Origin of the sequence: Bradyrhizobium sp. Arg237L (assembly GCF_029990105.1) — a bacterium.
GTDB lineage: Bacteria > Pseudomonadota > Alphaproteobacteria > Rhizobiales > Xanthobacteraceae > Bradyrhizobium.
The window spans coordinates 1-21662 of sequence record NZ_JAQMIL010000034.1; the positions used below are offsets into that span (position 1 = coordinate 1).

The 21662-nt window shown below is 64.0% G+C and carries 18 protein-coding genes; 5 read left to right on the forward strand and 13 right to left on the reverse strand.

Annotated features, from left to right (window positions below; all coding sequences use genetic code 11):
- Positions 1-88: 88 nt before the first annotated feature.
- From OZ411_RS21230 to ltnD, 6 genes are all read right to left on the reverse strand, one after another.
- Positions 89-1285 carry an efflux RND transporter periplasmic adaptor subunit gene (locus tag OZ411_RS21230; RefSeq protein ID WP_282529524.1) on the reverse strand — a complete coding sequence of 399 codons (1197 nt, stop codon included), beginning with the start codon at positions 1283-1285 and terminating at the stop codon, positions 89-91.
- Positions 1275-4454, reverse strand: a complete 3180-nt coding sequence (locus OZ411_RS21235; RefSeq protein ID WP_282529525.1) for an efflux RND transporter permease subunit — start codon at positions 4452-4454, stop codon at positions 1275-1277. The genes OZ411_RS21230 and OZ411_RS21235 overlap by 11 nt, the downstream gene beginning before the upstream one ends.
- Positions 4455-4656: 202 nt before the next feature.
- Positions 4657-6348, reverse strand: coding sequence for a methyl-accepting chemotaxis protein (locus OZ411_RS21240; protein WP_282529526.1), 1692 nt, complete (start codon positions 6346-6348; stop codon positions 4657-4659).
- A gap of 184 nt (positions 6349-6532) precedes the next feature.
- Positions 6533-7810 (reverse strand): 3-oxo-tetronate kinase, encoded by a 1278-nt coding sequence (gene otnK / locus OZ411_RS21245; RefSeq protein ID WP_282529527.1) that lies wholly within the window; start codon positions 7808-7810, stop codon positions 6533-6535.
- On the reverse strand, positions 7807-8589 hold the full coding sequence (otnI, locus tag OZ411_RS21250) for a 2-oxo-tetronate isomerase (RefSeq protein WP_282529528.1): 783 nt from the start codon (positions 8587-8589) through the stop codon (positions 7807-7809). The genes otnK and otnI overlap by 4 nt, the downstream gene beginning before the upstream one ends.
- An 18-nt stretch (positions 8590-8607) precedes the next feature.
- Entirely contained in the window at positions 8608-9630 is a 1023-nt protein-coding gene (gene ltnD / locus OZ411_RS21255) for an L-threonate dehydrogenase (protein ID WP_349017026.1), read from the reverse strand.
- Here ltnD and OZ411_RS21260 point away from each other — a divergent pair.
- Positions 9618-10274: an aldolase gene (locus OZ411_RS21260; protein ID WP_282529529.1), complete on the forward strand. Its 657-nt coding sequence runs from the start codon at positions 9618-9620 to the stop codon at positions 10272-10274. The genes ltnD and OZ411_RS21260 overlap by 13 nt on opposite strands.
- 213 nt (positions 10275-10487) lie before the next feature.
- Here OZ411_RS21260 and OZ411_RS21265 read toward each other — a convergent pair whose 3' ends face one another.
- The 6 genes from OZ411_RS21265 to OZ411_RS21290 all read right to left on the reverse strand — a co-directional run bounded on the left by OZ411_RS21265 (position 10488) and on the right by OZ411_RS21290 (position 16100).
- On the reverse strand, positions 10488-11192 hold the full coding sequence (locus OZ411_RS21265; protein ID WP_130226579.1) for an ABC transporter ATP-binding protein: 705 nt from the start codon (positions 11190-11192) through the stop codon (positions 10488-10490).
- Positions 11176-11907: an ABC transporter ATP-binding protein gene (locus OZ411_RS21270; protein WP_282529581.1), complete on the reverse strand. Its 732-nt coding sequence runs from the start codon at positions 11905-11907 to the stop codon at positions 11176-11178. The genes OZ411_RS21265 and OZ411_RS21270 overlap by 17 nt, the downstream gene beginning before the upstream one ends.
- Positions 11904-12896, reverse strand: a complete 993-nt coding sequence (locus OZ411_RS21275) for a branched-chain amino acid ABC transporter permease (RefSeq protein WP_282529530.1) — start codon at positions 12894-12896, stop codon at positions 11904-11906. The genes OZ411_RS21270 and OZ411_RS21275 overlap by 4 nt, the downstream gene beginning before the upstream one ends.
- Complete coding sequence (locus OZ411_RS21280; RefSeq protein ID WP_282529531.1) at positions 12896-13774, reverse strand: branched-chain amino acid ABC transporter permease; 879 nt, start codon at positions 13772-13774, stop codon at positions 12896-12898. The genes OZ411_RS21275 and OZ411_RS21280 overlap by 1 nt, the downstream gene beginning before the upstream one ends.
- A gap of 172 nt (positions 13775-13946) precedes the next feature.
- Positions 13947-15191, reverse strand: coding sequence for an ABC transporter substrate-binding protein (locus tag OZ411_RS21285; protein WP_130580304.1), 1245 nt, complete (start codon positions 15189-15191; stop codon positions 13947-13949).
- A 90-nt stretch (positions 15192-15281) separates the two neighbouring features.
- Positions 15282-16100 carry a putative hydro-lyase gene (locus OZ411_RS21290; protein ID WP_282529532.1) on the reverse strand — a complete coding sequence of 273 codons (819 nt, stop codon included), beginning with the start codon at positions 16098-16100 and terminating at the stop codon, positions 15282-15284.
- Positions 16101-16219: 119 nt separating this feature from the next.
- Between OZ411_RS21290 and OZ411_RS21295 the strand changes: the two genes are divergently transcribed.
- From OZ411_RS21295 to OZ411_RS21305, 3 genes are all read left to right on the forward strand, one after another.
- Positions 16220-17137 carry a LysR family transcriptional regulator gene (locus tag OZ411_RS21295; RefSeq protein ID WP_130580306.1) on the forward strand — a complete coding sequence of 306 codons (918 nt, stop codon included), beginning with the start codon at positions 16220-16222 and terminating at the stop codon, positions 17135-17137.
- Between the two features lie 113 nt (positions 17138-17250).
- Positions 17251-18501 (forward strand): Zn-dependent hydrolase, encoded by a 1251-nt coding sequence (locus OZ411_RS21300; protein ID WP_282529533.1) that lies wholly within the window; start codon positions 17251-17253, stop codon positions 18499-18501.
- Positions 18502-18531: 30 nt separating this feature from the next.
- Positions 18532-19443 carry an NAD(P)-dependent oxidoreductase gene (locus tag OZ411_RS21305; RefSeq protein WP_282529534.1) on the forward strand — a complete coding sequence of 304 codons (912 nt, stop codon included), beginning with the start codon at positions 18532-18534 and terminating at the stop codon, positions 19441-19443.
- Positions 19444-19534: 91 nt separating this feature from the next.
- Here OZ411_RS21305 and OZ411_RS21310 read toward each other — a convergent pair whose 3' ends face one another.
- Complete coding sequence (locus OZ411_RS21310) at positions 19535-20614, reverse strand: tartrate dehydrogenase (protein WP_282529535.1); 1080 nt, start codon at positions 20612-20614, stop codon at positions 19535-19537.
- 173 nt (positions 20615-20787) lie between these two features.
- Here OZ411_RS21310 and OZ411_RS21315 point away from each other — a divergent pair, with 173 nt between their 5' ends.
- A complete protein-coding gene (locus OZ411_RS21315; RefSeq protein WP_282529536.1) occupies positions 20788-21561 on the forward strand; it encodes an SDR family oxidoreductase in 774 nt (257 codons plus the stop codon).
- Positions 21562-21662 lie beyond the last annotated feature (101 nt).

The following is a 21662-nucleotide window of genomic DNA, read 5'->3' on the forward strand; positions in this document are numbered from 1 at the left end:
GATGACGCAAAAGGGATTGACTGATCCAGGCCCGTTACAGAAGGGTGGGCAAAGCGCAGCGTGCCCACCCTACGAGGGGAGAGCCGCCCTACCCCTTCACGTCCTGCTTTTCGGAGGCCGTGGTCGGCTTCTTTGCGCCGCCGCCGACCACGCGGACCTGGTCGCCGTCGTTGATGCCGTCGGGCGGGGCGATGATGATGCGGTCGTCACCGGTGAGGCCGGAGGCGATCTCGATCTCCTTGCCGAGGTCGCGGGCGATCGTCACCTTCTTGAACAGGATCTTGTCATCGGCGCCGACGGTCGCAACGCGCAGGCCGTTGCTGTCGAAGATCAGCGCGCTGGCGGGGATGTGCAGCGGAATGGTGTCGCGCTGCAACGTCAGCTTCACATTGGCATAGCCGCCGGGCATCAATTCACCGTTCGAATTGTCCAGCGCAAGCTGCATGCGCGTCGTTCCCGAGCTGACATCGACGGCCTGCGAGGAGGCCTCCACCGTCGCCGTGAAGGTGCGGTTCGGATACTCCGGCAGCGTGATGACGGCCTTGGCGCCCATCTTGATCGACGGCACGAAATTCTGCGGCACGTTCACATAGACGCGCAGCTTAGAGATATCGGAGACAATGAACATCGCCGGTCCCGCATTGCCCCCGGCATTGATCAGCGCGCCGACGTCGGTGTTGCGCTCGGTGACAACGCCGTCGAAGGGCGCGGTGATCTTCTTGTACCCCGCTAGCGCTTCCAGCCGCTCGACATTGGCCTGGCCGGAATTGACGGCGGCCTTCTTGTTGGAGAGATCGGCGGTGCGCTCGTCGATCTCCTGCATCGAGACGAAGTTGGAGGCGAGCAATGACCTGCGCCGGGTCAGCGTCGCTTCGGAGAGCTTGGCGCTGGCCTGCTGGCTGGCGAGATCGGCCCTGGCCTGCAGCAATTGCTGGTCGAGGTCGGGCGCCTCGATTTCGGCGATCACCTGCCCGGCCTTGACGCGGGCGCCGATGTCGACGCTCCAGCTCGTCAGGTAACCGGACACTCGCGCGAAGATCGGGGCGCGATAATAGGCTTCCAGCCGACCCGGCAGGTCGATCGTGGGATTGAGCACCTTGGCGCTGGGCGGCGCGACCGCGACGCTCGGGATGGCCTGACTATCGGTCCATTCCTTGAGCTTGGTGCCCTGCTCCTCGCGGGCGCGGATGCCGGTGATGACGACGAGGACCAGGCCGACACCGGCGGCAAGCCCGAAAATGCCCAGTTTCCAGCGCGAGACCGGCGGGCGTTGGTCAGTGGGCATGCGACATCTCCGGTGCGGCGGCGGCGCTGGCGCCTTGCTTCTTGTGTACCATACTAAAGACGACGGGAACAAACATCAGCGTCGCGAACGTTGCAAAGATCAGGCCGCCGATCACGGCGCGGCCGAGCGGGGCGTTCTGCTCGCCACCCTCGCCCAGTCCCAGCGCCATCGGCGCCATGCCAATGATCATGGCCAGCGCGGTCATCAGCACCGGGCGGAAACGGACGAAGCCGGCGTCAAGCGCGGCGGCAATGGGATCACCGAGCTGCTCATAGCGCTCGCGGGCGAAGCTGATGACGAGCACGCTGTTGGCGGTGGCGACGCCCATGCACATGATTGCGCCGGTCAGCGCCGGCACCGACAGCGTGGTTTGGGTGGTGAAGAGCATCCAGATGATGCCGGCGAGCGCCGCCGGCAGCGCGGTGATGATCACGAATGGATCGGACCAGGACTGGAAGTTCACGACGATCAGGAGATAGATCAGCACGACGGCGCCGAGCAGGCCGAACAAAAGGCCCGAAAACGCACTGTTCATGGTCTGCACCTGACCGAGCAGCACCACCGAACTTCCCTTCGGCACGTCCTTTGCGGTCTCGGCGATCAGCGCCCGGACGTCGGTGGCGACAGCGCCGAGGTCGCGGCCCTGCGTGGTGGCGTAGATCTGCACCATGGACTGGATGTCGTATTGAGAAACGACCGCGCTCGAGGTCGAGCGCGTGATGTCGGCAATGCCGCCCAGGATCGGCGACTGTGGGTTGTTGCTCGCGGTGATCGGCAGCGTCTGCAACGCGCTCAGCGAGTCGATCTGGTATTGCGGCGTCTGCATCACGATCGAATAGGACACGCCGTTGTCCGGATTGAGATAATAGGTCGGCGCGACCTGCGAGCTGCCGGCGAGATTGACGACGAGGCTGTTGGTGACGTCGCGCTCGGTCAGCCCGACATATTGCGCGCGGGTGCGGTCGACATCGATATTGAAGGTGGGGCTGTTCGGCGATTGCTGGATGCGCGCGTCCGCAATGCCGGGAATGCGGCGGATCCGGCTCAGTAATTTGTTGGCATAGGCGAAATTGGCGTCGAGATTGGCGCCGCGGATCTGCAGGTCGATCGGCGCCGGCGCGCCGAAGTTCAGGATCTGGCTGACGATATCGGCGGGCAGGAACGCGAAGCTGATGCCGGGGAACATCCGCGGCAACTGCTCGCGCAACACCTGGACATATTCCTCGGTCGGCCTGTGGCCTTCCTTCAGCTTGACCTGGATGTCGCCGTCCTGCGGCCCGATGACGCCGGTGTTGTTGTAGGTCATGTTGATGCCGGAAATCGGCATGCCGATGTTGTCGGCCAGCGTGTCGATCTCCTCGGGCGGGATGATCTTGCGGATCGCCTTCTGCACCTCGGCGAGCTGGTTGGCGGTCTCCTCGACGCGAGTGCCGACCTGGGTGCGGACGTGCATCAGGATGTTGCCGGCGTCGACCGACGGAAAGAAGTTGCGTCCCAAAAACGGCACCAGCAGCATGGACACCGCGACGAAGCCGAGGAATCCGGTGACGAAGACGGCGCGGCGTCCGAGCGCCATCGCCAGCATGTCGCGATAGCCGCGCCGGATGCGCTCGAACCGCGCTTCGAAGCCGCGCTGGAACAGCTTGAACGGATTGCGCGTCGGCGGCAGCCCGCCTTCGTGATGCACATGCGGCTGCAGCAGGTATTTCGCCATCGTCGGCACCAGCGTGCGCGACAGGATGAACGACCAGATCATCGCGAACATCACCGCTTCCGCCATCGGCACGAACAGGAAGCGCGCAACGCCGGTCAGGAAGAACATCGGCACGAACACGATGCAGATGCAGAGCAGCGACACAAACGCCGGCGTGACGATCTGGTTGGCGCCGTCGAGAATCGACTGTTCGACCGACTTGCCCTGCTCCAGATGGTAATTGATGTTCTCGATCGTCACGGTGGCGTCGTCGACGAGGATGCCGACCGCGAGCGCCAATCCGCCGAGCGTCATGATGTTGAGCGTCTCGCCGATCGCCGACAGCATGATGATGGCGCCGAGCACCGAGAGCGGGATCGAGACCGCGATGATGATGGTCGATCGCCAGCTCCCGAGAAACAAGAGGATCATCACGCTGGTGAGCAATGCGGCAATGACGCCTTCGAAGGCGACGCCGGTGATGGCGCCGCGGACGAATACCGACTGGTCACCGATGAAGCCGATCTTCAGCGCGTCCGGAAGCTGGTCCTTGACGTCGATCACCTTCTGCTTGATGCCCGCGATGATATCGAGCGTCGAGATCGCGCCCGCCTTCAGCACCATCATCAGCACCGAGCGGTTGCCGTCGACATGGACGATGTTGGTCTGCGGCGGGTTGCCGTCGCGCACGGTGGCGACGTCCCGCACATAGACCATGGCGCCGTTGACGGTCTTGATCGGCAGATTGCCGAGATCCTCCATCTTGAGCGGCGAGTTGTTGAGCTGGATGTTGTATTCGAACTGACCGATCTTCTGCGTGCCGACCGGCGTGATCAGATTTTGTGCAGCGAGTGCATTGGCCACGTCCTGCCCCGACAGGCCGCGCGCCTGCAGCGCCGTGGAGTTGAGGTCGATCTGTACCTGTCGCTGCTTGCCGCCGAACGGATAGGGTATGGCGGCGCCGGGCACGGTGACGAGCGGCGTGCGGAGCTGGTTGATGCCGATATCGGCGAGATTCTGCTCGGTCAGCCCCTCACCTGATAGCGCGACCTGGATGATCGGCACTGTGGAGGCGCTGTAGTTCAGGATCAAAGGCGGCGTCGCGCCCGGTGGCATCTGCTTCAAAAGCGTCTGCGAGATCGCCGTGACCTGGGCGTTGGCGGTGCGGATGTCGACATTCGGCTGGAAGAAGATCTTGATGATGCCGAAGCCGTTGTAGGAATTGGCGACGATATGCTCGATATCGTTGACGGTGGTCGTCAGCGCGCGCTGGAATGGCGTGGTGATGCGCCCGGACATCTGGTCCGGCGGCAGGCCGGTGTACTGCCAGACCACCCCGATGACGGGGATGCGGATGTCGGGAAAGATATCGGTGGGCGTGCGCAGGGCAGCGAGCGGTCCGACAATGAGGAGAAGCAGCGCGAGCACGACAAACGTATACGGCCGGCTCAGCGCGATACGGACCAGTGCAACCATTGACGAGTTATTCCCCGGAACCCGTAAAATGAACGGGGGATTGGCGCCCCTACAGGCCAATTCACTTGCGTCGATCTAGCGAAAAACGGGCCAAAAGCCAACTTTGCGCGGCGCAATCCGTGTTCACATCCTCGACATAGCGCCGGGCCGGACCGGCCACGGCGTGAACCGCGGCCGGGAATTATCGCAACTAATTAAGTAATTAAGCCGCCCGTACCGATTCCAGGAACTTGCTGACCTCGACCTTGAGGCGGCTGCTGTCGCCGGACAACGCCTTTGCTGCCGACAGCACCTGTGTGGAGGCCGAACCGGTCTCGGTCGCGCCGCGCTGCACGTCGGTAATGTTGGCCGAGACCTGGTGGGTGCCCTGGGCAGCCTGCTGGACGTTGCGGGAGATTTCCTGCGTGGCCGCGCCCTGCTCCTCGACCGCCGCGGCGATGGTCGAGGAGATTTCCGACAGCCGTTCGATGGTGTTGCTGATTTCCTTGATCGCGTTCACCGAGTCCTGGGTGGCGGCCTGGATGCCGGTGATCTGCTGGCCGATCTCGCCGGTGGCTTTCGCAGTCTGCTCGGCCAGCGCCTTCACTTCGGAGGCGACCACCGCAAAGCCGCGGCCGGCCTCGCCGGCGCGCGCCGCCTCGATGGTCGCGTTCAGCGCCAGCAGGTTGGTCTGGCCCGCGATCGTGTTGATGAGTTCGACGACATCGCCGATCCGCGCCGCCGCCTTCGAGAGCTCGCTGACACGGTCGTTGGTGCTGCGGGCCTGGCCGACGGCGTCGCCCGCCATCCGCGCCGATTCCTGGACCTGGCGGCTGATCTCGGTGACGGACGATGACAGCTCCTCGGTCGCGGACGCCACCGACTGCACATTGGTGGACGCCTCTTCCGAGGCGGAGGCGACTGCGGTGGTCAATTCCTGCGAGCGCGTGGCGGTCGAGGAGAGCGTGCCGGCCGCGGCTTCGAGCTGGCTCGAGGCGGAAGAGACGGTCTGGACGATCTCGCCGATCATGGTCTCGAAATTGCGGGTGATGGCGTCGACGCGGCGGCCACGCTCGATCTTGGCTTCGGCGTCGGCGGCTGCAGCCTCGTCGGCGGCCCTCTTGGCGATCAGGGCTTCCTTGAACACCTGGAGCGCATCGGCCATCGTGCCGATTTCGGTCTTCTCACCCTGGTGCGGGACTTCGGCGGTCAGGTCTCCATTTCCGAGCGCCTGCATCGGCTTGACGATGGAAGCGATCCCAGCCGAGACGTCGCGGATCAGCAGGAAACTGACGACCGCGCCAACAAGCACCGCGGCCAAGAGGATGAAAGCGAGTATCGCGAAGGCGGAAGAGTAGTTGGCGGCGGCGTCCTCCGCAGCCTTGTCGGCGCCCGTCTTGTTGAGTTCGATGTCCTTGAGGAGAACCGCGTCGGCGTCGAGCCCGATCTTGTTCACGGTCTTGCTGTTCAGCTCATGGGCGTCATGCGGGATCTTGCCGACATCCCTGCGCGACAGCGCCATCACCTCTTCGGTGCCCTTCTTGTATCGATCCCAGGTTTCAGACCATTGATTGTAAAGCGCCCGCTCCTCCGGGGAGGTGATCATCGCTTCATAGCTCTTGCGGGCCTTTATGTCGCCCTCAACAACGGTGACCAGGGTCTTCTCCGCCGCCAACTTCTCCTCGAGCGTTTCCGAGAGCATATGCTCGCGGATCACGTTGCGGTAGGTAATGACACTGGCGCGAAGCTCGCCGAGCACCCGGACGCTCGGCAGCCAGCTCGTCGTGATGTCGACCGTATTGGCATTGATCGCCTGCATGTTGCGGACGGCGAGGAGCCCCATGCCGGTCATTGCGACGAGCAGCAGCGCAACCACGGTGATGATCTTGGCGCGGATCGAGTATTTGGCGAACATCTGAAAATCTCTTGGTGTTGCGCGTGTCGGGCGCGTCGGGTGATGCAAGGTGCTTTGGTTTGGTCTAGAAGGATGCCTTACTGGCGATCAAACCGCGCAACTTCTGAGGTCGCGTTAATTTGTCCCTCCGTAGAGTTACGGTAGGCGAAAACCGTCACTAACAAATGAACGACGCGACACGCGATCAGCGCATCAGCGCAAGCGCGTCCGAGAAAAATTGCGGGCCGCCGAAATTGCCTGATTTCAAAGCAAGCAGCATCTCACCTTTGTTCGCGCCGACCGCACGCAGCACTGGCACACCAGCGGCGATCTCGGCGCCGACGAGGAAACCTGGGATTCGCAAACGATCGACCACGGCACCTGACGTCTCACCGCCGGCGACCACCAATCGACGCACGCCGTCTTCAACGAGGCATTCCGCAATATCTGCCATCGCCTGCTCGATGGCATGCCCTGCTGCATCACGCCCATGACGGGACTGCAGAGCTGCGACTTCGTCGGGCGTGGCGCTGCTGGCGATCAGCACCGGCCCTTCGCTGATCCGGTCGCGCGCCCAGGCGAGCGCGCGATGGACTTCATCCTTGCCGGTCACGATCCGCTCGGGATCGAGATGAAGTACGGCCATGCTGCGCTCGGCATTGGCGATCTGCTGCAGTGTCGCTTGCGAGCAGCTTCCGGCGAGACAGGCGGCTGGCCCTCCGACCAGCGCCTCGGCCGTCGCGCTCGCGGCCTCCGGCCTGACTTTGCCCGAGTCAACCAGCGCCCGGGCAAGCCCGAGCCCGATCCCGGAAGCGCCGACCGAAACGTGATGATCCAGCGCCACAGTGCCGATGATGCCGAGGTCGCGGTCGAACACAGCATCGATGATGGCGGCGCCAAATCCGCCGGCGGCAAGATCGGCAAGACGCGCGCGAACAGCGTCGGCGCCACGCGCAATGGTAGCAAGGCCGACCAGCCCGACCTTGGTGCTGCTCTGGCATGCCAGCACCCGCACCAGGTTCGAGTCATGCATCGGGTTGAGCGGATGATCCTTGAGCGGGCTTTCATTCAGCGGCACCGAGCCGACAAACAAATTGCCCTGGTATACAGTGCGGCCGGTTTCCGGAAATGCCGGCGTGACCAGCACGATGTTGTCGCCGGAATCTTCGCGCAGCGCATCCATCACCGGGCCGATATTGCCGGCGTCGGTGGAATCGAAGGTCGAGCAGATCTTGAACAGCACATGCTCCGCGCCGCGGCTACGCAACCATTTCTCCGCCGCGCGCGCGCGTGCGACCGCCTGGCTCGCCTCGATCGAGCGGCTCTTCAGCGAGACCACCACCGCATCGACCTCGGGCAGAGCGAGATCGTCCGAGGGCACGCCAATCGTCTGCACCGTGCGCAGGCCGGCGCGGGTCAACGTGTTGGCGAGATCGGAGGCGCCGGTGTAGTCGTCGGCGATGCAGCCAAGCGCGAGCGTCATGCTTTTGCTCCGGCATAGGGCTTGAACCAGCCGAGGCCATCGGTGGTCTTGCCGCGCGGATTATATTCGCAGCCGACGAAGCCGGCATAACCGAGCCGGTCGAGCTCATCGAACAGGAACGGGTAGTTCAGCTCTTCGCCATCGGGCTCGTTGCGCGAGGGGATGCTGGCGATCTGGGTGTGGCCGATGATCGGCATCATCTCGCGCAGCCGCATCGTGACGTCGCCATGGATGATCTGGCAGTGATAGATGTCGAACTGCAGCTTCAGGTTCGGAATCTTCAATTCTTTGATCAGGTCGCTGGCAAAGCCGAAATCGTTGAGGAAATAGCCGGGCACGTTGCGCGGATTGATCGGCTCGATCACGACGTCGAGGCCGTGCGGCGCGAAGAACTCAGCAGCCCATGTGACGGATTTATAAAATGCCTCGACCGCCCCGCTGTCGCTCCTCTCCGCGATCCCCGCCATCAGGTGCACGCGCTTGACGCCGGTCGCCTCCGCATAAGGCAGCGCGGTGGCAAGGCTCGCCTGCAGATCGGCAAACCGGTCCGGCAGCGCCGCGAACCCTTTCTCTCCGGCCGCCCAATCGCCCGGTGGCAGGTTAAACAGCGCCTGCGTCAGGCCGTTCTTGCGCAGCCGCTCGCCGACCTCCTTCGCCGGATGGTCATAGGGAAACAGGAACTCCACCGCGGTGAAGCCGGCTTTCGCCGCGGCCTCGAAACGGTCGAGGAACGCAACCTCGTTGAACATCATGGTGAGATTGGCGGCAAAGCGGGGCATCGACGGTCCTCTTTAGTTTTATTCGCCGGGCAGCTTCGTGCCGGTGACGCGGGCGTAGATGCGCGCCACCGAGGCGTCGTCATCGCGCCCCATGCCGGCGGCGGCCGCCATCAGGAACATCTGCAGCGCAGCGGCTGCGACCGGCACCGGGAATCTCGCTGACCGAGCCATGTCCTGGATAATGCCGAGATCCTTGACGAAAATCTCCACCGCGCTGCGCGGCGTGTAGTCGCCGTCGAGCACATGCGGCATGCGGTTCTCGAACATCCAGGAATTGCCGGCGGAGGCCGTGATCACCTCGTAGACCTTGCGGATGTCGAGCCCCTGTTTGGCCGCGAACGCAATCGCCTCCGAGGCGGCGGCGATATGCACGCCGGCGAGGAGTTGGTTGATCATCTTGAACGCAGCGCCCTGCCCGGCCGCATCGCCGAGTTCATAGAGCTTGGCCGCCATCGCATCGAGCGCGGGACGGGCCTTGGCGAATGCCGCCGCGCTGCCGGACGCAAGGATGGTGAGTTCGCCCTGCGCCGCGCGCTGGGCGCCGCCGGAGATCGGGGCATCGAGATAATGCCGTCCGGTGGCCTCGAGTTGCTTTGCCAATCGCCGCGCTACATCGGGGTCCATGGTCGCGGAGGAGACAAACACGGATCCCTTCGGCAGCGTCTCGGCCACGCCATTTTCGCCGAACAGGATCGTTTCGGTCTGCGCGGCATTGACGACCACGCTGACCACGATGTCGGCGCCATCGGCGGCTTCCTTCGGCGTCGTGGCGCCCTTGCCGCCGCTCTGGACGAACCGCGCGACGCTGTCGGCGGAGACGTCGCAGCCGGTCACCTCAAAACCCGCGCGCAACAGCGAGGTCGCCATGCCTGATCCCATCGAGCCGAGCCCGATCACGGCAACGCGGGTTTTTGACTGGTCTGGCATGCGGCGGTCCCTCACATTCTTCTTGGTGTCTTGCCCCTGCGTATCACGGCTTGGCCGCCGTGCCAAAGCGTGAGACAAGGCGGGAAACGGGTATGGCTGCCATGAGCGAAACAAGGCTCCGTGAGGAAATCTGCCGCTTCGGCCGCTCGCTGTTCGAGCGCGGGCTGACGCCGGGTTCGTCAGGCAATATCAGCGTGAGGCTTGATGACGGCGGCTGGCTGGTGACGCCGACCAATGCCTCGCTCGGTTTCCTCGACCCTAGCAGGATGTCGCGGCTCGATGCTGATGGACGGCTGGTCTCGGGCGACGCGCCGACCAAGGAGGTGCCGCTGCACACGGCGCTCTACCAGACCCGCGGTGCGGCGCGGGCCGTGGTGCATCTGCATTCGACCCATTCGGTGGCACTCTCGATGCTGCCCGAGATCGACCCGCGCGCCGCGCTGCCGCCGTTGACGGCCTATTATGTGATGAAATGCGGCCAGACTGCGCTGGTGCCTTATTATCGTCCCGGCGACCCTGCGGTGGCCGACGCGATCAAGGGGCTGGCGGGCAAATATTCATCCGTGCTGCTCGCCAATCATGGACCGGTGGTTTCAGGCGACACGCTGGAGGCCGCGGTGTTCGCGACGGAGGAACTGGAGGAAACCGCGAGGCTCTATCTGCTGCTGCGCGGTCTGAACCCGCGCTATCTATCGCCCGAGCAGGTGGCGGATTTGACGAAGGTGTTCGGGCTAAAGCTGCCGGAGCACGGGCACTAGCCTCTCCGAATTCGTCATGGCCGGGCTTGTCCCGGCCATCCACGTTCTTTGCATCCGAAGAAAGAAAGATCGTGGATGCCCGGGACAAGCCCGGGCATGACGGAGAAACTATCGCTTCGTCATTGCGAGCGCAGCGAAGCAATCCATTTGTCCGCGCGTGTGGAGAGGTGGATTGCTTCGCTGCGCTCGCAATGACGGGGACAGTGGCCCGCGTCAAAGCCCCAGATAGGCCTTGCGTACGTCGGGGTTGGTGCTGATCTCGGCGGCCGGTCCCTGCATCAGCACGCGGCCGGTTTGCAGGATGTAGGCGCGGTCGGCGATCTCAAGACATTCGGCCATGCGCTGTTCGACGATCAGGACGGTCATGCCGGCGTCGCGGATGCGCTTCACCGCCTGGAAGATCTCGTCGACCAGCTTTGGCATGATGCCCTGCGACGGCTCGTCGAGCATCAACAGACGCGGGCGGGTCATCAGCGCTCGGCCGATCGCGAGCATCTGCTGCTCACCGCCGGACAGCGTCTCGGCGCGCTGCTCCAGCCGCTCCGAGAGCCGCGGGAACAATTTGAACACGAGGTCGAGCGGCTCGTCGCGGTTGGCTTCGCTGCGATAGAGATAACTGCCGAGGCGAAGATTGTCGCGCACCGACAGGCGCGGAAACAGCCGGCGGTTTTCCGGCACGAAGGCGATGCCGCCGGCGGTGATGACGTGCTGCGGCTTGCCGTCGATCCGCGCCCCGTCGAAGGTGACGGTGCCGGAGCGCGGGCGCTCGGCGCCGGCAATGGATTTCAGAAGTGTCGACTTGCCGGCCCCGTTGGCGCCGGCGACGCAGACGATCTCGCCCTTGGCGACCTCGATCGAGACGGCGGAGATCGCGACCAGCCCCTGATAGGCGGTGGTGACTTCATGCACCGACAGCATGACGATCCCCAAGATAGGCAGTGATGACCTTCGGATCGCGGACGACCTCGGACGGCTTGCCCTCGACCAGCACCTTGCCGAGGTCGAGCACGATGGCGCGGTCGACCAGCGGCATCACGATTTCCATGACGTGCTCGACCATCAGCACCGTGACGCCGGTGTCGCGCACCTTGCGCACCAGTTCGACGCCGGTCTTGGCTTCCACCGGCGTCAGGCCGGTCAAGACTTCGTCGAGCAGCAAGAGTTTTGGTTCGGTCGCAAGCGCACGGGCGACCTCAAGCCGACGCTTCTCTGATGGTACCAGGTCGCTTGCCGGCACGTCGGCACGCGCGCCGAGCCCGCAGAATTCCAGCACTTCATGCGCCTTGCGGCGGGCCACGCGCATGACCGTGTTGCGGATCAGCGCGCCGACGATGACGTTGTCGAGGACCGTCATGGTCTCGAAGCTTTTGACGACCTGGAAGGTGCGGCCGATGCCGCGCTGGCAGCGTTCCGCCGCCGCCAATCTCGTGACATCCTCGCCATCGAACCAGATCGAGCCTTGAGTGGGCGGCAGCACGCCGGCGATCAGGTTGAACAGGGTCGACTTGCCGGCGCCGTTGGGGCCGATCAGCCCGACGATCTCGCCGCGGCCGACCGAGATCGAGACGTCGCTGTTGGCGACGAGGCCGCCGAACCGCTGCCAGACGCCACGGGTTTCCAGGAGCGCCGTCATCGCACGGCCGCCTTGCGCCATAAGAACTTGGGCCATGCGAACAGGCTCACCAGTCCTCTCGGCAGCGCCAATGAGATCAGCACGATCAGCGTGCCGTAGACGATCAGGTCCACGCCGCGTCCCGAACCGCCGATGAAGGAACGGGTCAGTTCGGTCAGCGGGATCAGGATCACGGCGCCAAGCACCGGCCCCCACAGCGTGCCGATGCCGCCGAGCACCGCGGGCAGCGCCATCAGGAGCGAGAACTGGAAACCCATCACGCTCTCAGGATCGATATAGGAGACGAACTGCGCGTAGAAGCTGCCACCAACCGCGACCAGGAACGCGGACACCGCCGCTGCACCCATCTTGGAATTGAACACGACGACGCCAAGGCTTTCCGCGGCATCCGGATTGTCCTTCACCGCGCGCCACCAATAGCCCCATTTGGAATCCTCCAGCCACCAAGTGACGAACCAGGCGACGCAGGCGAGCGCCAGCGCGAAATAGAAATAGGGCAGCTTGCTGCGCGTGAACTGGAATTTCAGCCAGCTATCGCCGCGCACGGGGATGTCGATGCCGAGCGCCGCCCCAGCCCAGTCCCAGTTCTGGATCAGCAGCAGCCCGATCTCGGCGATGACGATGGTGGCGATGACGAAATAGTGCCCGCGCAGGCGGAAGCAGGGATAGCCAAGCGCCATCGCGATCAGCGCCGAGATCCCACCGCCGGCGAGCATGCCGAACCACGGCAGCACGCCGAACTTGGTGAACAGCAGCGCGGTCGTGTAGGCGCCGAGCCCGAAATAAAGCGCGTGGCCGAGCGAGATCTGTCCGCAATAGCCGGACAGGATGTTCCAGCTCTGCGACAGCGCCGCATACATCAGCGTCAGCACCATGACGTTCTGGACGTAGACGTCCTTCACGAACAGCGGCACCAGCGCGGCGACGGCCGCAAGGCAAAAGGCGACGATCAACTCGCGGCGGCGCCGCCTGGTAAAATCCTTGTCCATCACATCGACCCGAACAGGCCGCGCGGGCGGACGAAAACGACGAGCAGATAGACCGCGTAGATGCCGACCGATTTCAGCGACGGCGGCAGGATCAGCGCCGTGGTCGCCTCGACCAGGCCGACGATGATGCCGCCGGCGAAAGCACCGAACACGCTGCCGAAGCCGCCGAGCGCCACGGTGACATAGGCGATCAGCGCGAAGGACGCGCCGACATCGGGATAGACATAGAAGAAGATCGCCATAATCGCGCCGGCAAGACCAACCAGCGCCGCGCCCAATCCCCAGCCGAGCGCGAAAACGCGGTTCTTGTCGATGCCGACCAGCGCCACGGCACCGGCGTCCTCACGCGTTGCTTCCAGCGCGCGGCCGAAATCGGTGCGGTTGATGAAGAAGAAGAGCCCCGCGAAGGCCGCAATCGACACCAGCGCGCCGACGAGCTGCGGCTCCGGCAGGAAGATGCCGCCAATCGAGATGGTTTTGCCGCCGAGCCAGGAATTGGTGACGCTGCGATAGTCCGGCGTGAAGAAGAACTGCGCCAGTCCGCGCATCACGATCGCAAGGCCGAAGGTCGAGAAGATCTGCACCATGCCGGCGTTGGCCTTGGCGCGCACGGCAAAGCGCACGATCAATAGATAGACGATCGCCCCGAACACGAACAGCGCCGCCGCCACCAGCGGCGCCGACAACAGCGGATCGATCGCGAAGAACGCGAACAGGAAGAATGTCGCGTACATCGCGATCATCAGAAACTCGCCATGGGCGAAGTTCACGACGTCCATCAGGCCGAAGATCAGCGCCAGCCCGACGGCGATCAGCCCATAAAGCAGCCCCATCAGGAGGCCGCTCGCCAGCGACTGGATAATGGTCTCGGCTGTCACCGCTGTTTCTCCGCACCGACCTCGCCATTCGTCATTGCGAGGAGCGAAGCGACGAAGCAATCCACTGCTCGACCTCGTGCCGGCATGGATTGCTTCGCTTCGCTCGCAATAACGGAACGTGCGGCTGTCGTGGAATCCAACATCACAACGTTATATCCTCTGCCCGCGCCGGTTACTTCATCGGCCAGACGGCTTCGGCGACGGCCGCCTGCGGCGGGAAGATCGTAACGAACTTGCCGCCGATATATTGCAGCAGCACCGGATCGGCGTCGTTGTTCTGGCCCATGTCGTCGAACTTCACGCGCTTCCAGGGCATGATGGTCACCTCGCCCGGCATGTCGGTCGCGACCAGCGCCTCGCGGATCTTCTCGCCATCGGTGGACTTGGCGCGGTTGATGGCATCAGCCATCACGATCAGGCCCATGAACTGGCGCGACGAATAGTCGTTGAAGTCCTTGCCCGACTTCTCCTTGAACATCGCGTTGATCTTGCCGACCATCGGCCGCTTGGCGGCGAGATCGAGCGAGAAGCTGCCGCGCGAGATCACGCCTTCGAGCTTGTCGCCGACCGCGTCATACAGCGCTTTCTCGGAGAAGCCGGCGTCCTGTGCCACGATCGCATTCGGCTTGTAGCCGAGCTCGGCCATGGTCTTCACCAGGAGGATGCCGTCGGTGGTGTAGCTCGAGGGCATCAGCACGTCGGCATTACCAGCCTTGAGCTGCTGCACCTCGGCCGACAGCGACGGCGAGTTGGCGCGGTACTTGATGTCGGCAACGATCTTGTAGCCGCGCTCGCCCGCGAGCTTGGTCTGCGCGTTGCCGGAGTCGGTGCCGAAGATCGTATCCTCATGGAACAGCGACAGGGTGTTGATCTTGGTGCCCTTCTTCTTCATCGCATCGAAGAAGTCGAACATCGCGGTCGAGAACATCTCGTCATGAGGTGCTGCGCGGAAATAGAATTTCAGGCCGCGGCGATGCAGGCTCGGCGAGGAATTGTCGGCCGAGATGAACGGAATCTGGTAGCGCTCGCAGATCTGGCTGACGGTGACGGCAACCGCGCTCTGGTAGGTGCCGACGATGGCGCAGACCTTCTCCTGCGTGATCAGGCGCTCGGCTTCGGCGCGGCCCTTCTGCGGATCGGCCTGGTGATCGGCGAAGACGAGGCGGACCTTGGCGCCGCCGAGGCCGGACAGGCCCTCGCCCTTGGCGAGCGGCAGCTCGAAATCATAGTTCTTGTTGATGATGTCGGCCGCGGTCTCGAATGCCTTTTGCGCGTCGACGCCAATCTGGGCGCTGGCGCCGGACAGCGGATAGATCACGCCGATCACCACCTCACTGGTTTGCGCGCGCGCAGCGATCGGCGCGAGCGCGGCGGCAGCGGTGGCTCCAAGCAACACATTGCGGCGAGTGATCGTCATTTGCGGAAATTCCCCTTAATTGAAGCGTAGCTATCGAATGAAACGGATGAGTGTTGCGGTAAAGCCTCAAGAAATGGCAGGCGCTGCCCTTTACAGCACCGCCAATTGTTTGTTCCTGAGATCGGTGATCAGCATCAGTCCCGGCGCATGCGTGATTGCGAATGGCAGCTTTGCACTCGCGATCACCGCCTGCGGGGTCACGCCGCATGCCCAGAATACCGGGATCTCGTCGGCTTCGACCGGAACCGGATCGCCATAGTCGGGCTTGGCGATGTCGTTGATGCCGATCAGGTGCGGATGGCCGAGATGCACCGGCGCGCCGTGCACTGAGGGAAAGCGCGAGGTGACCTGCACCGCGCGGATCGCATCCGCCGGCTTGAACGGACGCATCGACACCACCATCGGTCCCGCGAACGGGCCCGCTGGGCTGCAGGCGATGTTGGTGCGGTACATCGGCACCCGCACGTTACGCTCGATATGGCGGATCGGCAGGCCCTCATCCATCAGCGCTTCTTCGAATGAGAAGGAGCAGCCAAGCACAAAGGCGACGAGATCGTCGCGCCAATGCTGCATGATGTCGGTCGGCTCCTCCACCACCTCGCCGTCGCGCCAGACGCGATAGCGCGGCACGTCGGTGCGGATGTCGAGGTCGAGGCCGAGCGCAGGAATGCTGACATCGCCGACTTCAGACATGCCGATGATCGGGCACGGCTTCGGGTTGAGCTGGCAGAAGCGATGGAACGCGCCGGCGAGCTTTTCCGGCAGGATGGCCAGGTTGCCCTGGACAAAGCCGTTCGCCACCCCGGCGGTACTCGAAGCCATCCCGTTGCGGCAAGCCAGCCGGGCCTCTCGGCTCGGAAGCATGGTGTCGGTGCCACCGGCTTGCTGCACTGCCACAAAAACAGTCATTAAATCGACCTGCCTAATATCTCAACAAGTGCAGCCAACACCAAGCGTGCTATAAAGTCTAATCTTCCTTTCTAATCGAATTCGATAAATCCAATTTATCGGATAGGAAAAAGCTTCCAATGCTTGATTTCAGGTCGATCGAAACGTTCCTCTGGGTGGTCAAGCTCGGAAGCTTCCGTGGGGCGGCTCAGCGGCTCAACACAACCCAGCCGGCGATCTCCCAACGCATCGCCCAGCTCGAACGCGAACTGGGCGTGAAGCTGCTCAACCGCGACCATCGGGTCGCCTCGCCGACGCCGAGCGGCCGGCAGATGATGGTCTATGCCGAGAAGCTGATCGGGCTGCGCTCGGAGATGATGGCCGAGATCGGCGACCGCTCCGCGATGCGCGGCGTGCTGCGGCTCGGTGTCGCCGAGACCATCGTGCACACCTGGCTGACGCGCCTCGTCAAGAGCGTCAACGAGGTCTATCCGAACCTGTCGCTCGAAATCGAGGTCGACATCACGCCGAATTTGAGCGCGCGGCTGCTCGCGCAAGAGATCGAGCTCGCCTTCGTGGTGGGGCCGCTGTCGGCGTCGGGCGTGCAGAGCCGCGTGCTCTGCGACTATCCGATCGGATTTCTGGCGAGCCCGGCGCTTGGCCTCGGCAACGGCCCGGTGGCGCGGCGCGACCTGGCGCGCTTTCCGATCATCACCTTTCCCCGCAAGACAGTGCCTTACGAAAGCGTACGCGCGGTGTTCGAACGGCCGGACCTGCCGCCGATCCGGCTGCACGCCAGCGCCTCGCTGGCAACGGTGATCCACATGGCGATCGAAGGACTCGGCATTGCCGTGATCCCGTCAGCCATCGTCGAGAACGAACTCGCCGACGGACGGCTGCAACTGCTCGATACCGACATCAAGATGGCGCCGCTCACCTTCAACGCAAGCTGGCTCACCTCTCCCGATATTGCCGCAGTCGAGCGCGTCGCCGATCTCGCGCGCCAGATCGCGCAAGCGAGCCCGTCGGTTGACGAGGCGCTGCGGGCGCGTCATTGAACAAGACAATCACCGTCATTCCGGGGCGATGCGTTAGCATCGAACCCGGAATCTCGAGATTCCGGGTTCGCCCTTCGGGCGCCCCGGAATGACTGCGAAAAGGTAACAAGCGCATGAGCCGAGCCGCATCCAACCTGCAGATCGATTCCGCCCGCCTCTGGGGCACGATTCACGAAACCGCCAAATTCGGCGCGACGCCGAAAGGCGGCGTGCGGCGGCTGACCTTGAGCGCCGAGGATAAGCAGGTGCGCGACTGGTTCCGCAAGGCCTGCGAGGACGCAGGCTTGGAGGTTCACGTCGACGCGCTCGGCTCGATGTTCGGCCTGCGCAAGGGCCGCGACATGTCGAAGCCGCCGATCGGGCTCGGCTCGCATCTCGACACCCAGCCGACCGGCGGCAAATATGACGGCGTACTTGGCACTCTGGCCGCGCTCGAAGTCGTGCGCACGCTCAACGATGCCGGCATCGAGACCGAGATGCCGATCTGCATCTGCAACTGGACCAATGAAGAGGGCTCGCGCTTCGCACCGGCAATGATGGCCTCCGCCGCCTATGTCGGCGATTTCACCACTGACGACATCCTGTCGCGCAGGGATGCCGAGGGCGTCACGGTCGGCGAGGCGCTTGACAGCATCGGTTATCGCGGCACGACGCCGGTCGGCACGCAAAAATTCTCGGGCTTCGTCGAGTTGCATATCGAGCAGGGCCCGATCCTAGAAGCCGAGAACAAGACCATCGGCGTGGTCGATTCCGGCCAGGGCGTCTTGTGGTACGACGGCAAGATCACCGGCTTCGAGAGCCATGCCGGCTCGACGCCGATGCCGCTGCGACGCGACGCGCTGGCGACGTTGTCGGAGATCGTGCTGGCGATGGAGAGCATCGCGAAGAAACTCGGTCCGAACGCGGTCGGCACCATCGGTGAAGCCGTAATCGCAAACCCCTCGCGCAACGTCATTCCCGGGGAGATCGCCTTCACGGTCGATTGCCGCAGCGCCGATGCCGCGATCATGGACGCGCTGGACAAGGATTTGCGCGCCGCGATTGCCGAGATCGCCGCGCGACGCAAGGTCGAGGTCGCGTTGGATCTGGTCTGGCGCAAGCCGCCGACGCATTTCGATCCCAAGCTGGTCGACGCCGTCGAGAACGCCGCGACGCAACTCGGCTATTCGCACCGGCGCATCACCTCGGGCGCCGGCCACGACGCCTGCAACCTCAACACGGTGATGCCGGCAGCAATGGTGTTCGTGCCCTGCAAGGACGGCATCAGCCACAACGAGCTCGAGGACGCAACGCAAACCGATTGCGCCGCCGGCGCCAACGTGCTGATGCATACGGTGCTGGCGCTCGCCGGCGTCGCGTCCTGATCGGTCCACCAAGCAAGACGGAGAAGTGCTGTGCGCGGGGTTTTTGTCGACGCCAATGAATCGCTTGCGGTGATCTTCGAGCGGCTGGAAAAACCCGGCGACCCCGAGGTGCGCGTGCACCGCGATCCGGACGTCACTTCCGACCAACTGCCAAAAGTGCTCGACGGCGCCGAGATCGCCGTCATCGACCACACCGCGCTGCCGACCGACATCGCGAAGCAATGCATCGGGCTCAAGCACGTTGTGTTCCTCGGCACCGGCGCGCGCAGCTACATGAATCCGGAGGAGCTCGCCGAGCTCGGCATCTCCGTGCATCTGATCAAGGGCTATGGCGACACCGCCGTGGCCGAATCTGCTGTTGCGCTGATGTGGGCCTCCGCGCGCGTGCTGGCGCAGATGGACCGCGAGATGCGCGCCGGCAATTGGCTGCGTGAGGACGGCATGCAGCTCACCGGCAAGACGCTCGGCCTGATCGGCTTCGGCGGGATCGCGGCTGAAGTCGCGCGCATCGCGCAGGGATCGGGAATGCGCGTGATCGCCTGGAACCGCTCGCCGAAGAGCTATCCGGGCGTCGACTTCGTCGATCTCGACACGCTGCTCGCGCAGAGCCATGTCGTGTCGCTGCATCTTCTGCTCAACGACGACACGAGGGGCTTCATCACCCGCGAGCGCATCGCCGCGATGAAGCCGGGCGTCATCTTCGTCAACACCGCCCGCGCCGCCATCGTCGACGAAGCCGCGATGATCGATGCGCTGAAGTCAGGCCACATCCACCACGCCGGCCTCGATGTCTTCACCGTCGAGCCGCTGCCCGCCGATCATGCGCTGACGAAACTGCCGAACGTGACGCTCTCGGCGCATTCCGCCTTCCGCACGCCGGAGGCCAGCGAGAACCTCCTGCAAGCAGCGTGGGAGCATTGCCGGCGCATCGTGAAGTCGTAGTCGCGTAGTCGTAGGGTGGGCCGCAGGCGAGATCGGGGCCTCATGGTTCGAGACGGCGCGAAGACGCGCCTCCTCACCATGAGGAGCCAGCTCAATCCACCATCTCAGCGACCGCCTTGCCGCAAGTCTCCGTGTCGGCATTGCCGCCGAGGTCGCGGGTACGGAGCGTGCGTTCGGCGAGCGTCCGCTCGATCGCGCCGACCACCGCATCCGCGGCCTGCTTCTCGCCGAGATGCTCCAGCATCATCGCGCCTGACCAGATCATGCCGATCGGATTAGCGATCCCGTGCCCGGCGATATCGGGCGCCGAGCCGTGCACCGGCTCGAACACCGACGGGAAATCGCCTTCCGGATTGATATTGCCCGACGGCGCAATGCCGATGGTGCCGGTGCAGGCAGGTCCGAGATCGGAGAGGATATCTCCGAACAGGTTGGAGCCGACCACGACGTCGAACCAGTCCGGATGCAGCACGAAGTTCGCGGTCAGGATGTCGATGTGGTACTTGTCCCACTTCACCGACGGATACGTCTTGGCCATCGCCTCCACGCGCTCGTCCCAATAGGGCATGGTGATGGAGATGCCGTTCGACTTCGTCGCCGAAGTCAGATGCTTCTTCGGCCGCGACTGCGCCAGATCGAAGGCGAATTTCAGGATGCGGTCGACGCCGATGCGCGTCATCACCGTCTGCTGCGTCACGAACTCGCGCTCGGTGTCCGGGAACATCCGGCCGCCGACCGATGAGTATTCGCCTTCGGTGTTCTCGCGCACCACCCAGAAGTCGATATCGCCGGGCTTGCGGTTCGCGAGCGGCGACGGCACGCCCGGCATCAGCCGCACCGGGCGCAGGTTGACGTATTGGTCGAACTCACGCCGGAACTTGATCAGCGAGCCCCACAGCGAGACATGATCCGGAATCTTGGCCGGCCAGCCGACCGCACCGAAATAGATCGCGTCGTGCTTGCCGATCTTCTCCTTCCAATCGTCAGGCATCATCTGGCCGTGCTTCGCGTAATAGTCGTAAGAGGCGAAATCGAAATGGTCGAACTGGACGGCAACGCCATGTTTCTTCGCGGCGGCCTCGAGCACGCGCAAGCCTTCGGGCATGACTTCCTTGCCGATGCCGTCGCCGGGAATGACCGCGATCCGATACTGTTTCTTTGCGTTGGCCATGAAGAACACCCTTGTGATTTGCCCGGCTTGAGGCGCCGTCTATTCTCGAGCCCTGCAATGGACCAAACTTCGCCTTGGCGCAACGCTGCAGTGCAATGTTGACCGCCGTCCCACCTGCCGCCTACCAATTTCGCCGACTTTTTCCAATCCTCTCCAGCACAGCGAGTATTGCCATGGACCTGCATCTGCGCGGCAAGCGCGTCTTGATCACCGGCGCCTCCAAGGGCATCGGCGCGGCCGCCGCCGAGACCTTTGCCGAGGAAGGCTGCCATCTGCTGCTGGCCGCCCGCAGCGGCGACCAGTTGAAGGCGCTGGCCGACCGCCTGCGCTCGGTCCACCAGATCGATGCCGCCACATCCGTCGTCGACCTGCGCAAGCCGGAGGATCTGACGCGATTGGCAAGAGAGGCTGCCGATATCGACATCCTCGTCAACAACGCCGGCGATATCCCCGGCGGCTCGATCGACAAGATCGATGAGGCGACCTGGCGGCACGCCTGGGAACTCAAGGTGTTCGGCTATATCAACCTCACCCGCGCGATCTACGCGCAGATGAAGGCCCGCGGCGGTGGCGTGATCATCAATGACATCGGCGCCGCCGGCGAGAAGTTCGATGCCAACTACATCGCCGGCAGCGCCGGCAACGCCGCGCTGATGGCGCTGACCCGCGCGCTCGGCGGCAAGAGTCTCGCCGACAATATCCGCGTCGTCGGCATCAATCCCGGTCCCGTCGGCACCGACCGGCATGTCACGCTGCTCAAGACCCGCGCCAAACATCAGTTCGGCGACGAGAACCGCTACAAGGAATTCCAGAAGAGCCTGCCGCTCGGCCGCCCCGCCCACGCGCGCGAGATCGCCGACCTCATGGCGTTCCTCGCGTCCGACCGCGCGGGTTATACGTCGGGCGTGATCTACACGGTGGACGGCGGCATCAGTGCGGGGTGGTGATGGATTCGATCGTAGCCTGGGTGAAGCGAAGCGCAACCCGGGACACCTGCGTCTGCGATTACGAGCACCCCGGGTTACGCTTCGCTCCACCCGGGCTACGG

Excerpts from the sequence above, each read along its gene's own strand:
- OZ411_RS21230 (WP_282529524.1), bottom strand. The coding sequence starts at position 1,285 with ATGCCCACTGACCAACGCCCGCCGGTCTCGCGCTGGAAACTGGGCATT.
- OZ411_RS21235 (WP_282529525.1), bottom strand. The coding sequence starts at position 4,454 with ATGGTTGCACTGGTCCGTATCGCGCTGAGCCGGCCGTATACGTTTGTC.
- OZ411_RS21240 (WP_282529526.1), bottom strand. The coding sequence starts at position 6,348 with ATGTTCGCCAAATACTCGATCCGCGCCAAGATCATCACCGTGGTTGCG.
- otnK (WP_282529527.1), bottom strand. The coding sequence starts at position 7,810 with ATGACGCTCGCGCTTGGCTGCATCGCCGACGACTACACCGGCGCCTCC.
- otnI (WP_282529528.1), bottom strand. The coding sequence starts at position 8,589 with ATGCCCCGCTTTGCCGCCAATCTCACCATGATGTTCAACGAGGTTGCG.
- OZ411_RS21260 (WP_282529529.1), top strand. The coding sequence starts at position 9,618 with ATGAGCGAAACAAGGCTCCGTGAGGAAATCTGCCGCTTCGGCCGCTCG.
- OZ411_RS21265 (WP_130226579.1), bottom strand. The coding sequence starts at position 11,192 with ATGCTGTCGGTGCATGAAGTCACCACCGCCTATCAGGGGCTGGTCGCG.
- OZ411_RS21270 (WP_282529581.1), bottom strand. The coding sequence starts at position 11,907 with ATGACGGCGCTCCTGGAAACCCGTGGCGTCTGGCAGCGGTTCGGCGGC.
- OZ411_RS21275 (WP_282529530.1), bottom strand. The coding sequence starts at position 12,896 with ATGGACAAGGATTTTACCAGGCGGCGCCGCCGCGAGTTGATCGTCGCC.
- OZ411_RS21285 (WP_130580304.1), bottom strand. The coding sequence starts at position 15,191 with ATGACGATCACTCGCCGCAATGTGTTGCTTGGAGCCACCGCTGCCGCC.
- OZ411_RS21290 (WP_282529532.1), bottom strand. The coding sequence starts at position 16,100 with ATGACTGTTTTTGTGGCAGTGCAGCAAGCCGGTGGCACCGACACCATG.
- OZ411_RS21295 (WP_130580306.1), top strand. The coding sequence starts at position 16,220 with ATGCTTGATTTCAGGTCGATCGAAACGTTCCTCTGGGTGGTCAAGCTC.
- OZ411_RS21300 (WP_282529533.1), top strand. The coding sequence starts at position 17,251 with ATGAGCCGAGCCGCATCCAACCTGCAGATCGATTCCGCCCGCCTCTGG.
- OZ411_RS21310 (WP_282529535.1), bottom strand. The coding sequence starts at position 20,614 with ATGGCCAACGCAAAGAAACAGTATCGGATCGCGGTCATTCCCGGCGAC.
- OZ411_RS21315 (WP_282529536.1), top strand. The coding sequence starts at position 20,788 with ATGGACCTGCATCTGCGCGGCAAGCGCGTCTTGATCACCGGCGCCTCC.